General features: G+C 68.4%; 13 protein-coding genes. 4 read left to right on the plus strand and 9 right to left on the minus strand.

Going from position 1 to position 13,303, the window contains the following annotated elements:
• Positions 1–4: 4 nt before the first annotated feature.
• The 6 genes from IT779_RS20255 to IT779_RS20280 all read right to left on the minus strand — a co-directional run bounded on the left by IT779_RS20255 (position 5) and on the right by IT779_RS20280 (position 7,011).
• A complete protein-coding gene (locus tag IT779_RS20255) occupies positions 5–430 on the minus strand; it encodes a GyrI-like domain-containing protein (RefSeq protein WP_196150937.1) in 426 nt (141 codons plus the stop codon).
• A gap of 9 nt (positions 431–439) precedes the next feature.
• Positions 440–898 (minus strand): GyrI-like domain-containing protein, encoded by a 459-nt coding sequence (locus tag IT779_RS20260; RefSeq protein WP_196150938.1) that lies wholly within the window; start codon positions 896–898, stop codon positions 440–442.
• A 369-nt stretch (positions 899–1,267) separates the two neighbouring features.
• Entirely contained in the window at positions 1,268–3,604 is a 2,337-nt protein-coding gene (locus tag IT779_RS20265) for a transglycosylase domain-containing protein (protein ID WP_408637774.1), read from the minus strand.
• A gap of 153 nt (positions 3,605–3,757) precedes the next feature.
• A complete protein-coding gene (locus IT779_RS20270) occupies positions 3,758–4,540 on the minus strand; it encodes a carbohydrate ABC transporter permease (RefSeq protein ID WP_232541944.1) in 783 nt (260 codons plus the stop codon).
• 95 nt (positions 4,541–4,635) lie between these two features.
• Positions 4,636–5,568: a carbohydrate ABC transporter permease gene (locus IT779_RS20275; protein ID WP_196151185.1), complete on the minus strand. Its 933-nt coding sequence runs from the start codon at positions 5,566–5,568 to the stop codon at positions 4,636–4,638.
• 141 nt (positions 5,569–5,709) lie between these two features.
• Positions 5,710–7,011 (minus strand): ABC transporter substrate-binding protein, encoded by a 1,302-nt coding sequence (locus IT779_RS20280; RefSeq protein WP_196150941.1) that lies wholly within the window; start codon positions 7,009–7,011, stop codon positions 5,710–5,712.
• Between the two features lie 171 nt (positions 7,012–7,182).
• Between IT779_RS20280 and IT779_RS20285 the strand changes: the two genes are divergently transcribed.
• Positions 7,183–8,034, plus strand: a complete 852-nt coding sequence (locus IT779_RS20285) for a DUF2786 domain-containing protein (RefSeq protein WP_196150942.1) — start codon at positions 7,183–7,185, stop codon at positions 8,032–8,034.
• 106 nt (positions 8,035–8,140) lie between these two features.
• Positions 8,141–8,647, plus strand: a complete 507-nt coding sequence (locus tag IT779_RS20290) for a TIGR04338 family metallohydrolase (RefSeq protein ID WP_196150943.1) — start codon at positions 8,141–8,143, stop codon at positions 8,645–8,647.
• Positions 8,648–8,853: 206 nt separating this feature from the next.
• Here IT779_RS20290 and IT779_RS20295 read toward each other — a convergent pair whose 3' ends face one another.
• Positions 8,854–9,825 carry an o-succinylbenzoate synthase gene (locus IT779_RS20295; RefSeq protein WP_196150944.1) on the minus strand — a complete coding sequence of 324 codons (972 nt, stop codon included), beginning with the start codon at positions 9,823–9,825 and terminating at the stop codon, positions 8,854–8,856.
• Positions 9,826–9,877: 52 nt separating this feature from the next.
• On the opposite strand from IT779_RS20295, the gene IT779_RS20300 reads away from it, so the two are divergent.
• Positions 9,878–10,201, plus strand: coding sequence for a hypothetical protein (locus IT779_RS20300; RefSeq protein WP_196150945.1), 324 nt, complete (start codon positions 9,878–9,880; stop codon positions 10,199–10,201).
• Between the two features lie 210 nt (positions 10,202–10,411).
• On the opposite strand, the gene IT779_RS20305 is transcribed toward IT779_RS20300, so the two are convergent.
• Positions 10,412–11,581, minus strand: coding sequence for an acetyl-CoA C-acyltransferase (locus IT779_RS20305; RefSeq protein ID WP_196150946.1), 1,170 nt, complete (start codon positions 11,579–11,581; stop codon positions 10,412–10,414).
• 99 nt (positions 11,582–11,680) lie between these two features.
• On the opposite strand from IT779_RS20305, the gene IT779_RS20310 reads away from it, so the two are divergent.
• Entirely contained in the window at positions 11,681–12,193 is a 513-nt protein-coding gene (locus tag IT779_RS20310) for a winged helix-turn-helix transcriptional regulator (RefSeq protein ID WP_196151186.1), read from the plus strand.
• Positions 12,194–12,204: 11 nt separating this feature from the next.
• Here the strand turns inward: IT779_RS20310 and IT779_RS20315 are convergent, their stop codons facing one another.
• Positions 12,205–13,287, minus strand: coding sequence for an ABC transporter ATP-binding protein (locus IT779_RS20315; RefSeq protein ID WP_196150947.1), 1,083 nt, complete (start codon positions 13,285–13,287; stop codon positions 12,205–12,207).
• Between the last annotated feature and the right edge of the window lie 16 nt (positions 13,288–13,303).

The following is a 13,303-nucleotide window of genomic DNA, read 5'->3' on the forward strand; positions in this document are numbered from 1 at the left end:
CCGTTCAGTCCAGCGAGACGAAGACCTCGACCGAGGTCGGGCCGGTGTAGCGCTCCAGCTCCGCGGTGTGCGAGCGGGTGATGATGCCCGCGTTCTCGGCCTTGGCGACTTGGGCCCAGGCCGTGCGCAGCAGATCGTATGGTTTGTCGGAGACGACGAATCTCGCGTAACGACCGCGCGGTATGCGAGTGAGTACATCGCCCGCGTCCATCTGGTCCATCGACGCGACCTCGTAGCCGAGCACCGCGACGGCGTGATCGTTCTGGCCGATGTAGGCCGCGACCCTCGGCACGTTCTTCTCCCTGGCCAGGTAGCGATCCCAGGTGAAGTTCACCAGATCGAGATCGCGCGCGGCCACCTCGCGACCCGACAGCGGGATGGTCAGTCCCGCCACCATGCTTTCGTCCAATGTGACGATCTCGAAGTCCACAGTCTTTTCCTACCCGTCGTTCGGTTCGTCCGCCAGTGCCACGAAGACCTCGACGGTGCGGGCATCGGGATAGTGCTCCCAGTCGCCGGTGTATGAGCGCTCGATGCGGCCCGCCGCCTCCGCGTCCCACACCGCGCGCCACGTGGCGACGATGGTGTCACCGAGATTGTCGCCGCTTGCGGTGAAACGGGCGAATCGCCCCGCGGGCACCCGCGCGAGCACGTCGCCGGGCAGCAGATCCTCGATGCCGCGACAGCGGTAGCCGACGATATGGGTCAGATACGAATTGATCTCCGGCGCGTGGTCGACGTACGCGGTGGTCGGGGGACCGGGCAGGCGGCGCGCGAGCGTGTGCTTCCACGCCTCCTCGACCTTGGCGCGACGCGGACCTTCGACCGCGAGCGCCGGACTGCGCAGCACCGTGCCCGCCACCAGCGTCTCGGGTTGGTCAACGACATTGAAATCCACCGGCGTAGCCCCTATGTCTAGTCTGTGTCCACTGTGCGGCGCTGCCCGGCCTTCGTGCCCGCGCTCGCCGCGGCGGTCGAAGGTTCGGCGCCTCCGGCGATTGCCGCCGGGGCCGTGACGCGCGCCGCGTCATCCGCTCGAGGGCATATCCTCCCGCATCGGCGCCGGAATCTCGGCAGCGCCCCGTACGCCAAGGTGTCGGTGTCGTCGCCGAAGCCTTTTCGTCGCCGACACGCCCACTCTGGCAGAACGATGCTGCCATGTCGTGCGTTCCCCGTGGGCGTCGTAGGTCACAAGATCGACACTAGATGGCGCGCCGAGGCCATCGACGCCGTGCCCTGGCGATTTCGCCGCACGTCGGATCGGGAATCACCGGGTCGGCGGGATGTTCAGGCCGGGGAATATCTCGCCGCCGCGCGACGGCGTCGGGCTCGGAGTGCTGACCGGTGGCGGCGCCGCGGCGCTGCTCCGCGGCGGGTTGAGGATGTCGTACGGTCCGCCCGACGGTGCGCGCGTGGTCGAGGTCGGCGGGTTCGCGCCGCCGGGTCCGATACCGGGCCCGGTTCCGCCCGCGGCCGAACCGCCGGTCGGGAACTGTTCGATCGGCGTGCCGGACAGCGCGTCGTCCATGACCTGTTTCCAGATGTCGGAGGGCAGGCCGGAACCGTAGATGTCGCCGCCGCGCCCGGTGCGGATCGGCTGGGACCGCTCGGTGCCGACCCACACCGCCGTGGACAGCGACGGCGTGAAGCCGATCATCCAGGCGTCCTTGTTCAGGTCGGTCGTGCCGAGTTGGGTGGTGCCGGTCTTGGCGCCGGACGGGCGCCCGTCCGCGAGCGCGTGGCCGTTGGAGTAGGCCGCGATCGGCAGCATGGCCGCCACCGTGTTCTCGGCTATGGTGCGCGAGATGCGCTGCTGTCCATGCGGCAACTGCCGCCCGACCGGATCATCGCCGCCGCGATCGAGCAGCACCCGCCCGTCGCCGGTGACAACGCGCTGCACGAAATACGGCTGCCGGTAGACCCCGGAGTTCGCGAGCGTGGCGTACGCCGAGGCCATGTCGATCGGTCGAACCAGATACTGCCCCAACACGATTCCGTTCAGCGGCGGCCCGCCGTCCTCGGTCAGGGATTCGCCCGCCACTCCCGGGATCTGCTCGGGGATGCCCGCGAGGTGCGCGGCGTCGGCGACGGCCCGAGGCCCGTCGGACATGGTCATGGTGAGCCGGTAGAAACTGGTGTTCAGCGAGCGTTTCAGCGCTTCGGACAGCGGGCAGCGCCCGCACGACTCGCCGTCGACATTGGTGATCGTGGTACCACGGTCGGTGACCGGCGCGCTGTCGATGACCCTGGACAGCGGAATGAACTGCTGCTGCGCGGCGACCGCGGCGAACACCTTGAACGCCGACCCGGTCTGCAGCGGCGCCTGCGCGAAGTCGTAGCCGAGGCCGTCGCCGCCGCCGTAGTAGGCGCGCACCGCACCCGAGCGCGGGTCGACGGACACCACGGCGGCGCGCAATTCGGCGGGCTGGTTGCCGAGCCTTCCCGTCACCGCGTCGAGCGCGGCCTGCTGCGCCCTGGTGTCGATGGTGGTGGTGATCCGCAGCGCGCCGGTCTTCAGATCCTGGTCGCTGATGCCGGAGGCGCGCAGTTCGCGCAGCACCTGCGTGCGGATGAGCCCTTCGGGTCCGCGCGCGTCGTCGGATGCCGTGACCTCGGTGATCGGCACGATGTCGGGGAACACCGTGGCATCGCGGTTGCCCGGCGCGAGCGCCCCCATCTCCACCATGCCGTCGAGTACGTACTGCCAGCGCGTCTTCAATTCCGGCAGATGGGTTTCCGGGTCGAGCAGCGACGGCGTGCGCAGCAGCGCGGCCAGCACCGCGCCCTCGGCGAGGCTCAGCTCGGCGGGCGGCTTGCCGAAGTAGGAGTCGGACGCGGCGGCGATCCCGTAGGCGCCGCGACCGTAGTAGACGGTGTTCAGATAGGCGGCGAGGATGTCCTCCTTGCTCCACTGCCGCGCCATCTTCGCCGCGATGATCAGTTCCCGCATCTTGCGGGTGACGGTGCGTTCGGAGCCGAGGAAGGCGTTCTTCACGTACTGCTGGGTGATGGTCGAGCCGCCGCCCGCGTCGTCTCGACCGAGCAGGTTGTCGCGCGCGGCGCGCAGGAATCCCGATTTCGAATAGCCCGGATTGGTGTAGAAGTCGCGGTCCTCGGCCGAGAGCACCGCGTCGCGGACCGGCGGCGGCACGTCGGAGAGCGGGACCGGTGTCCGATTGCCTTCCGGCGGAACGATCTTCGTGAGCACGGTGGCGCCGTCGGAGGCCAGTACGGTGGCGATCTGGTTGGTGCGCACCGCCGCCGGGTCGGGAATCTCCGCACTCCAGTACACCAGCACGAACAGCAGCGAAGGCAGCGCGACGAACAGGATGAACAGGGCCAGAATCAATCTGCGTAGTCGCTGGCCCCTGGTGCGCCGCTTGCGTTCCAGCCGTTGCGATTCGGTCTCGGGACCGAGCCGCACCGGCGGCGGCTCGGCGCTGCGTGCGGATCCGTTGCCGCGCTTACGGGTTCGCGGCGCGGCCGCGTTGGCTTCGGGCGGATCGGTGGATTCCGGCGCCCGGGTCTTCCATCCGGCGATGGAGGCGTACGGGGCGGTTTCGGGTTTGTCCTCGACTTCGCGTCGCTTGCCGAACGAGCGCACGGCTCTCTCCTCCCGGAGCGTCGGTAGAACCCACCTTGCACACTGGATACCCGGATGCCGCAGCATGCGCCGGACACCGGTGTCACAGCACCGCGCACGCGAACAGCACAACCGAGCTTATCGACCGGATGTTACTCGCGCGGAACCCTCGAATCAGCTCTTGACGCCGCCCGCGGTCAAACCCGAGATGATGCGCCGCTGGAACGCCAGCACCATGACCACCAGCGGAATCGTGACGATCGTGCCCGCCGCCATGATCGCGGCATACGGCTCCACCAGCGGATTGTTACCGGAGAAACGGGCGATGGCGACGGTCACCGGTTCGGTCGACCCGTTGGAGAGCAGCCGGGCCAACAGGTACTCGTTGACCGCCGCGATGAACGCGAGGATGGCCGTGGTGAACACGGCGGGCGCGGCCAGCGGCAACATGACGAGACGGAACGCCTGCATCTTGCTCGCGCCGTCGATACGCGCGGCTTCTTCGAGCTCCCACGGCAATTCGGCGAAGAACGCGGCGAGGATGTACACCGTCATCGGCAGCACGAAGGAGATGTTCGGGATGATCATCGCCTGGTACTGGCCGATCCAGCCAAGATTGGTGAACAGCTGGAACAGGGGGGTCACCAGCACGACCACCGGGAACATGGACGCGCTCAGGATCAGGCCCGCCACCAGGTACTGGCCCTTGAAGGTCAGCCTGGCCAGCGCGTAGGCGGCGAAGATGCCGATGACCAGCGCCAGCGCCGTGGTGATCGACGCGATCACGAAGCTGTTCACCAGCGCCATGCCGAAATCGTTGCCTCGGCTGGTGTCGAAGGCGTCGCGGAAGTTCTCCAGCGTGACGTGGGTCGGCCACGGCGTGTTGTCGAAGGTGTAGGCCGGATCGCGGAACGCGGTGACCGCCATCCAGTAGAACGGCGCGAGCCCCCACACCATCACGATCAGCGCGCCCAGATACACCCGGGTCGCGCCGAGTCGCTTGGTCCACGGCACCCGCGCGGCGGACGGCTTGTCCTTCGAATAAGAAGTCATCAGTGCGCCTCCCGCTGTTCTTCCTGGGTGCGGACGGCATTGGCGCCGAGCACTTTCACCAGCAGGAAGGCGATGGCGAAGATCAGCAGGAAGGTGATTGTCGACAGCGCGGCGGCGCTGTTCTGGCCCTGCCGGACCTGATCGACCACCAGGATGGACATGGTCTGGGTGGACGGATTGCCGAGGGTCATGATCGCGGGCAGGTCGTACATGCGCAGCGCGTCCATGGTCCGGAACAGCACCGCGACCAGCAGCGCGGGCTTCAGCAGCGGCAGCGTGACATGCACGAACCGCTGCCAGGCCGATGCGCCGTCGACCTTGGCGGCCTCGTATACGTCGCCGGGAATCACCTGGAGCCCGGCCAGGATCAGCAGCGCCATGAACGGCGTGGTCTTCCAGACGTCGGCCGCGATCACCGCGAACCGCGACGGCCACTCGTCGGAGGTCCACAGGATGCTGGTGCCGAACACCCGGTTCACCACGCCGTCGTACTGGAACATGAACTCCCACAGCCGGGCCGTCACCGCGGTCGGGATCGCCCACGGGATGAGCACCGCGGCCCGCAGCAGCGCGCGGCCTCGGAAGGTCTTGCCCATCACCACGGCCATGCCGAGGCCGATGACGACCTCGAGGGTGACCGTGACCACCGTGAAGAACAGGGTGGTGCCGACCGCAGCCCAGAACTGCGAGCCGAGCGTGCCGGTCGGGCAGGAGATCGTCGCGCCGCCCGCCTGGCACTGTTGCAGCAGCCAGTGCGTGTAGTTCGAGAATCCGGCGCCGCCGCCCTCGACGAACATGCCGGTGGCGGGGTCGAGTCCGGCGTCCTTCTGGAACGACATCCAGACGGCCCTGACCACCGGATAGCCGATCACGACCGCCAAGGCGAGCAGTACGGGGGCGACGAACACCCACGCCTTGGCCGATTTGCGCATCTCCAGCGCGAAGCGTTCGCCGAAACCGCGCTTGCGCGGCAGGAATTCGTCGTTCGGCACGCGTGTAGCCGTTCCCGAGGGGTCCGACACCGTTATCTCACTCCTACGGGTTGACCGGGTCCGGCTGACTGTGGCTCACGCTCACGAGCCCGCGGTCTCGATACCTTTTTGCATTCCGGTGATCGCGTCGTCGACCGACTTGGTGCCCTTCAGCGCGGCATAGGCGTTGTCCTGGATGGCGTTGGACACCGCACGGTAGAACGGGGTCACCGGGCGCGGCACGGCGCTGGCGATCGAGTCCTTGAGCGCGGGCAGGTACGGCATCTTCGCGATGAGCGCCGGGTCGTCGTACATCGAGGCGCGCACCGAGGGCAGCGCGCCCGAGGCGACGATGTGCTGGGCGTCCTCGCTGATCAGGTAGCGCAGGAAGTCGAGCGCGGTGGCCTTGTTCTTGGAGAACGCGCTGATCGCGGCGTTGTAGCCGCCGAGCGTCGAAGCGCCGACACCGGTTTCGCCCGGCAGCGGCGCGACGCCGAACTTGTCCTTCACCGTGGAGGATTCGCCGCCGACGTCGCCGAAGGTCGACGGCCACGACCGCAGGAACATCAACTTGCCCTGCGCGAACGCGTTACCGGATTCCGGCTCCTTGAACGTGATGGCCTCCGGCGGGATGTCGCCGTTCTTGAACGCGCTGACCAGGGTGTTCAGGCCGTTCTTGGCCTGCGGGCTGTTCACGGTCGGCGTCTTGCCGTCGGGACCGACGAAGCTGCCGCCGAAGGCGTTGATCACCTCGGAGGTGTTCACGGTGAGACCCTCGTACGGCGCGAACTGACCGGCGTAGCAGCCGATGTTGTTCTCCTTGGCGATCCGGCACTGGCCGAGCATCTGCGCCCACGTGGTCGGCGGCTCGGGCACCAGGTCCTTGCGGTAGAACAGCAGGCCGCCGTTGGTGTTGCGGGGGGCGGCGTAGAGGGTGTTGTTGTAGGTGGCGCTGGCGACCGGCGGGGAGAGCAGCGCCGAGGTGTCGATCGCGAAGGTGTCCTTGAGCGGCTGGATCCAGCCCTTGGCGGCGAATTCCGCGGTCCACGGCACATCCAGCGCGACCACGTCGTATCCGGCCTGCTTGGAACTCATGTGCTCGACCAGGTCGTCGTACTGCTGCGAGGCGTCGTTCGACTGCTCCTTGAACGTCACCTGCTCGTCGGGATGCGACGCGTTCCAGCGTTCGATGAGCTGTTTCACCACACCGGTCTCGGTGGTGTCCTTGCCCTCGACATAGGTGATGGGCCCGCGCCCGGTGAGGTTCTGACCTGTGGAATTGCCGCCGCTGTCGCTGGTGCACGCGCTGGTGAACGTCGCCGTCAGCAACGCCGCCGACACGGCCGCGAGCGCGGCGCGTGAGATGAGCGACGAACGTAGGGACGACACCTTCTTCAAAGCCATCTCGGACACTCCAGAGGGTTTACGACGTGAGCAGCGGCACACCCGGCGGTGCACAAGGCAAGATACATCGTGTGCATCGGCCCCGCCCGAATACACCCGGCATTCGGTGGTGAGACACAGCACGCCACGCGCGGGCTTGCGCTCGATCACCAGGAGCTAGGCTTGGCGGCGATGACTTCGCCGAACCCGGTACCCGACCGGATGCTCACGCGGATCGGCGGACTGCTGCGCAAGGCCGAGGCCACCGACAACGAGCACGAGGCCGAAGCGTTCCTGGCCGCAGCCCAACGCCTGGCCACCAAATCCTCCATCGACCTCGCGGTCGCTCGCGCGCACGTCACGGGGCGTGGCCGCCGCTCCGGGCCGACCCAGCGCGTCATCGCGATCGGGGAACCCGGCAAGAAGGGCCTGCGCACCTACGTGCAGCTGTTCGTGGCGATCGCCGCCGCCAACGACGTTCGCTGCGATGTCGCGCGCACCTCGACCCAGGTCTACGCCTTCGGCTTCGAATCCGACATCGACACCTGCGAAGCGCTCTACGCGAGCCTGCTCGTGCAGATGGTGCGCGCCTCGGACCACTACATCAAATCGGGGCGGTACCGCACGGCCACCGTGGAGAAGGTGATCGAGGAACAGAAATGGGGCAGGCGAGTGCGGCGCCGGGTCGAGGTTCCCGCCGCGCCGGTCACCGCGCGACTCAACTTCCAGATGGCCTTCGCCGCCCGCGTCGGCAATCGCCTGGCCGAGGTCAAATCCGAGGTCGAGACCGAGGCGGTGACGTCGGAGACCGCGCCCGAAGCGGCGACCGGCACCGCGCTCGCGCTGCGCGACAAACAGGTGGCGCTCACCGACTACTACCGCACCGCTTCGCAGGCGCGCGGCACCTGGCGCGGCCCGCAGGCCTCGGCCGGGCATTCCGCGGGCGCGCGCCGCGCGGGTGATCTCGCGGGTCGCGCGGCCCGACTCGGCACCGCCGCCGAACTCGACGCGCCACGCGGTCAGCTCGCCGAGGGCGGATCGTGAGAAGTCGGATGCTCTCTGGAGAGTTGCGGCATGGCGCGCTGACGGCTGTGGTCGGCGGGTCCGTCGCGATGTCCTCGGAGGTCGCGCGTACTCGGGCGATCCCGAGATGAGTGCGCGTGACACCCAGCGCGCGAAGGTATACGACGCCGAACAACTCGTGCGCGCCATCTTCGACCGTGCCGACGAGGGGCACGCGCGCACCGTCGACCTGTACGGTTCCCGCCTCACCCTGCCCGTCGAACGTCGCTTCGCCTGCGTGGATTCGGTACAGACCTACGTCGCGAAGGTCCTGGCCCTGAACTGGGTCCGCGCCCGCTGGACCCGCGCCGCGCAGCCGGTCAGGGTGCGCTCCCGCCGTGGCACGACGTCGGCCCATTACGAATCCGAAGGCGCGGTACTCGCCGTACCGCTGCACACCGGCTCGACGGCGTGGGCGCTGCGTGAACTGGTGGTGCTCCACGAACTGGCCCACCATCTCGAACCTCCCGACGCGGTCGCCCACGGCCCCGAATTCTGCTCGAGCTACGTGGAACTCGTCGAAGGCGTCATCGGCCCGGAAGCAGCGCTCCTACTCCGCGCGACAATGCACGACTGCGGCGTCCGCCTGAGCTGAAGCCGTTCTCCGAGTGTGGCGCGAGGTCAGTGCCCGACGTACGGTATCGAGGTCGTCCACGCGGCGCCGCAGTGTGACGGAATCGGAGGGGCTGTCAGAATCTCGACGCGGGCTCCGCGCCACGGCCATCGCGGTGAGGTAGGGCGCTGAATGTGACACGGGGTCCGGGCTGCCGCGGCGAGCGGCCGAGGCCGCGGTAGCGGTGCTCATCCGTCGAGTAAGGCGCTGACGCGGGTGTAGCGCTCCAGCCACCAGGTGACTCGGGTCGGGTCCGGGTGGCGGTAGCGGTCGAGGAGTGCGGGGGCGGGGGGCGGCGGTGTGCGCGGGACGGGGAGGTAGCCGTCGGCGGGCAGCGGTGCGGGGTCGACCAGGTCGCCGGTGAACAGGGAGGTGGTGCCGAGTCCGCAGGCGAAGTCGAGTTCCGGGAGTGCGCCCGCGAGTGCGAGTTGGGCGGCGAGGCCGACGCCGGATTCCAGGGCCGAGGAGACCACGCAGGGCAGGCCTGCGGCTTCGGCGACTCGCAGTGCTCGGCGGACTCCTCCGAGCGGAGTGCATTTCAGCACGGCGATGTCGGCGGCGCCCGCGACCGCGACGCGCAGCGGGTCCTCGGCGCGGCGAATGGATTCGTCCGCGGCGATGCGCACTTCCACCTTGCGGCGCACCTCCGCCAATTCCTCGATCGTGCGACACGGTTGTTCGACGTATTCCAGACCACCTGCGGCGCGGTCGATTTCGGTGATGTGCGCGATGGCGGTTTCGACGTCCCACACCGCGTTGGCGTCGACCCTGATCCGGCCGCCGGGTCCGAGCGCGTCGCGCACCGCCTCGACTCTGGCCAGGTCCTCGGCCAGCGACCCTGGATGGTCGGCGATCTTCACCTTGGCGGTGCGGCATCCCGAACTCGCGACGATGGCGTGCGCGCGCGGCGGATCCACCGCGGGCACCGTGCAATTGACCGGGACGCGGTCGCGCACCGGTGCGGGCCAGCCCGCGCCGATCTGTTCGCGCGCGGTCGCCAACCAACCCGCGGCCTCGCGATCGTCGTATTCGGCGAACGGGCAGAACTCGCCCCAGCCGAGCGGGCCGCGCACGAGTACGCCTTCGCGCACGGTGATGCCCCGGAAGCGGGTCCGCAGCGGTATCGCGTAGACGACGAGGTCGGTTCCGTAGTCGGTCATCGGATTCAGAGTACGGGTGGTGCACGCCGGATTCGCGCGCCATTCTTGGATTATGGGGACCTATCGGCGGGGCGGGCTGTCCGACGCGGTGCGCGTCGCGCTGTCGACGGTGCTCGCGATCTCGTTCGGGATCTTCGTTGTCGCCTTGATACCGCTCTACGACCTGCTCGACCCCGATGCCGATTCGTCGCTGCTGATCGCTTACGCGGTCGCGTGTCTCGGGGTCATCCTCGCGGTGGTGCTCGCGATCGAACGGGTGCTCGGACGCATCCGCGCGGGCCGCGCCATCGGCTGGGCTCCGATGGTCGCGGTCCCGGTGCTCGCCGAATCATGGTTGGCGGGCCTGCTCGTGGCGTTGGTGCTGGTCTCGATCTGAGTGCGCGGTCGTGCCCGATCTCGGCACGCCCGCGCACTCGGGTGCTCACATCGATCCGGGGATAGACGCGGGACCCGCGAGTCCGGGGTGATCGCCCCGGTCCCGGGGGATAGAGGTGGGCTTACGCCGGGCGCACCTGCGACTTCGGGTGATCACCCCGATCCCGGGGCAGACGGGTGCCTGCTCGGGAGCACTGGCGAGTTCGGGTGCTCACAGCCGTTCGATGATGGTCGCGTTGGCGAGTCCGCCTGCCTCGCACATGGTTTGCAGTCCGTAGCGCGCGCCGCGTTCGGCCATGGCGTGCACCAGCGTCGTCATGAGTCGCGCGCCGGACGCGCCGAGCGGATGGCCGATCGCGATGGCGCCGCCGTTGACATTGACCCGCGACAGGTCGGCCCCGGTGTCCTGCGCCCAGGCCAGCACCACCGGCGCGAACGCCTCGTTGATCTCGACCAGATCGATATCGGAGATCTGGAGTCCGGCGCGCTGCAACACCTTTCGGGTCGCCGGGATGACCGCGGTGAGCATCAGCAGGGGATCGTCGCCCGCCACCGCGAAGCTGTGCAGTCGCGCCAGCGGCTTCAGGCCGAGTTCACGCGCCTTCTCGCCGGTCATGATGAGCACGGCCGCGCTGCCGTCGCTGACCTGGCTCGCGCTGGCCGCCGTTATGCGCCAGTCGATTTCGGGGAAGCGCGCGGCCATCGCCGCGTCGTAGTAGGCGGGACGCAACGCGCCGAGGGTTTCCAGGGTGCTGCCGACGCGGATGCCTTCGTCGGTCCGCAGTCCCGCGATGGGCGCGAGTTCGGCGCCGAAGGAACCGTTCTTGGTCGCCAGCGCGGCCTTCTCATGGCTGGCCAGCGAGAATTCGTCGAGTCGGGCGCGGCTCAGGTTCCAGCGGGCCGCGATGAGTTCGGCGCCGATACCCTGGGAGACAAGACCTTCCGGATAACGTTCGGCGAAGCCGACCCCGGAGAAGTCGCCGCCGCCGGTCATGCTCGCGCCCATGGGAATTCGGCCCATGGATTCCACGCCCGCGGCCACCACGATGTCGTAGGCGCCCGCGATCACGCCCTGGGCGGCGAAGTGGATGGCCTGCTGACTGCTGCCGCACTGGCGGTCGACGGTGGTGGCCGGGACCGATTCGGGATAGCCCGCCGCCAGTGCCGCCCGCCGGGTCATATTCGCGCCCTGTTCGCCGACCTGGCTGACGATGCCGCCTATCACGTCATCGATCAGGACGGGATCGATGCCGCTGCGATCGACCACTTCGCGCAGGCTGTGCGCGAGCAGGTCCACCGCGTGGACGTCGTGCAGCGCGCCACTGGCCTTGCCCTTGCCGATCGGAGTGCGTACCGCTTCGACGATCACCGCGTCTCTCATGGTGCTTCCTTCCGGAGCGAGTCGGGCCGCTTCGCCTGACTCTTTCGACCTATAGTCAACGTAACATCTGAATATGGTCGCCTCAAGCCAGCAATGGCTATGATGTTCGTCATGGCAGCCGTGATGGAAGGGCCACTGGCCGATCTGAGTTCGTGGAAACCGCTGGAATGCTCCATCGCGAAGGCGATGGACGTGATCGGCGCCCGATCGGCGATCCTGATCCTTCGCGAGGCCTACTACGGCACCCGCCGCTTCGACGGATTCGCCGCCCGCGTCGGCATCACCGACGCCGCCGCCAGCGCCCAACTGCGCAAACTCACCGACGCGGGCCTGCTGGCCAAACAGCCGTACCAGGAGAACGGGCAGCGCACCCGTCACGAATACGTCCTCACCGACATGGGACGTGACCTGCTCCCCGTCGTCCTCGCCCTCATGCAGTGGGGCGACGCCTACCTCCAGCCGGGACCGGCGCCGCTACTGCTGGTCGAGGAGGCCACCGGCGCGCCCGTCCGCGTCGAGGTGCGCAGCGCGACAGGCAAGGAGATCGCCCTCGACGAACTCGGAGTCCGCCTCAACGAGGACTACCGCCGCTCCCGCCGCGCCGCGCGCTGAACCGAACCGGCTCAGTTCAGTCGACTCCCGTCGGCGGCGTCGAAGAAGTAGATGTGCTCGGCCGTGGTGTTGAGTCGCAATCGCGCGCCCTTGCTCGGCGGATTGCGCCAGTCGACCCGCGCCACGATCGTCTCGCCCCCGCCGTTCGCCCGCTCATCGGCGGCGGTGCGGCCGTAGACGTAGGCGTCGGACCCGAGTTCCTCGACCACGTCGACCTCCATCGCGATGCCGGACACCGCGGTGTCGCTCAGCTCGAAATGCTCGGGCCTGATGCCGATGGTCACCGTATGCCCTGACGTCGCGCGCGGCACCGGGAAACGCTGACCGCCGAGACTCACCGCGCCGTCGATCACCGCCAGCGTGAACATGTTCATCGCGGGCGAACCCATGAACCCCGCGACGAAGGCGTTGGCCGGGTCGCGGTACAGGTCGCGCGGGGCCGCGCACTGCTGCAACAGCCCGTCCTTGAGCACCGCGACCCGGTCGCCCATGGTCATCGCCTCGACCTGGTCGTGGGTGACGTACACGGTGGTGGTGCCGAGCCGCCGCTGCAACTGCGCGATCTGGGTGCGGGTCTGCACACGCAGTTTGGCGTCGAGGTTCGACAGCGGTTCGTCCATCAGGAACACCTGCGGCTGCCGCACGATCGCGCGCCCCATGGCGACCCGCTGCCGCTGTCCGCCCGACAGCGCCTTCGGTTTGCGATCCAGGTACGGCTCCAGATCCAGCAGTTTCGCCGCAGCCAGCACCCGCTGCTCTTTCTCGGCCTTCGCGACCTTGGCCAGTTTCAGCGCGAAGCCCATGTTCTCGGCCACCGTCATATGCGGGTACAGCGCGTAGTTCTGGAACACCATCGCGATATCGCGCGCTTTCGGCTCGGCGTGCGTCACGTCGTCGGCGCCGATCAGGATGCGCCCGCCGTTGACCTCCTCCAAGCCCGCGAGCATGCGCAGCGAGGTCGACTTCCCGCAGCCCGAGGGACCGACGAGGACGAGGAATTCCCCGTCGGCGATCTGGAGATCCAACCGGTCGACAGCCGGTTTCGTCGCTCCCGGATACAGCCGCGTCGCGGCGTCGAAGGTCACCGTAGCCATGACAAATCCACATCCC

The organism is Nocardia bovistercoris (assembly GCF_015674855.1).
Classification (GTDB): Bacteria; Actinomycetota; Actinomycetes; order Mycobacteriales; family Mycobacteriaceae; genus Nocardia; species Nocardia bovistercoris.

Excerpts from the sequence above, each read along its gene's own strand:
- IT779_RS20275 (WP_196151185.1), bottom strand. The coding sequence starts at position 5,568 with ATGCGCAAATCGGCCAAGGCGTGGGTGTTCGTCGCCCCCGTACTGCTC.
- IT779_RS20310 (WP_196151186.1), top strand. The coding sequence starts at position 11,681 with ATGATGTTCGTCATGGCAGCCGTGATGGAAGGGCCACTGGCCGATCTG.
- IT779_RS20290 (WP_196150943.1), top strand. The coding sequence starts at position 8,141 with ATGAGTGCGCGTGACACCCAGCGCGCGAAGGTATACGACGCCGAACAA.
- IT779_RS20305 (WP_196150946.1), bottom strand. The coding sequence starts at position 11,581 with ATGAGAGACGCGGTGATCGTCGAAGCGGTACGCACTCCGATCGGCAAG.
- IT779_RS20285 (WP_196150942.1), top strand. The coding sequence starts at position 7,183 with ATGACTTCGCCGAACCCGGTACCCGACCGGATGCTCACGCGGATCGGC.
- IT779_RS20315 (WP_196150947.1), bottom strand. The coding sequence starts at position 13,287 with ATGGCTACGGTGACCTTCGACGCCGCGACGCGGCTGTATCCGGGAGCG.
- IT779_RS20270 (WP_232541944.1), bottom strand. The coding sequence starts at position 4,540 with ATGGTGTGGGGGCTCGCGCCGTTCTACTGGATGGCGGTCACCGCGTTC.
- IT779_RS20300 (WP_196150945.1), top strand. The coding sequence starts at position 9,878 with ATGGGGACCTATCGGCGGGGCGGGCTGTCCGACGCGGTGCGCGTCGCG.
- IT779_RS20295 (WP_196150944.1), bottom strand. The coding sequence starts at position 9,825 with ATGACCGACTACGGAACCGACCTCGTCGTCTACGCGATACCGCTGCGG.
- IT779_RS20280 (WP_196150941.1), bottom strand. The coding sequence starts at position 7,011 with ATGGCTTTGAAGAAGGTGTCGTCCCTACGTTCGTCGCTCATCTCACGC.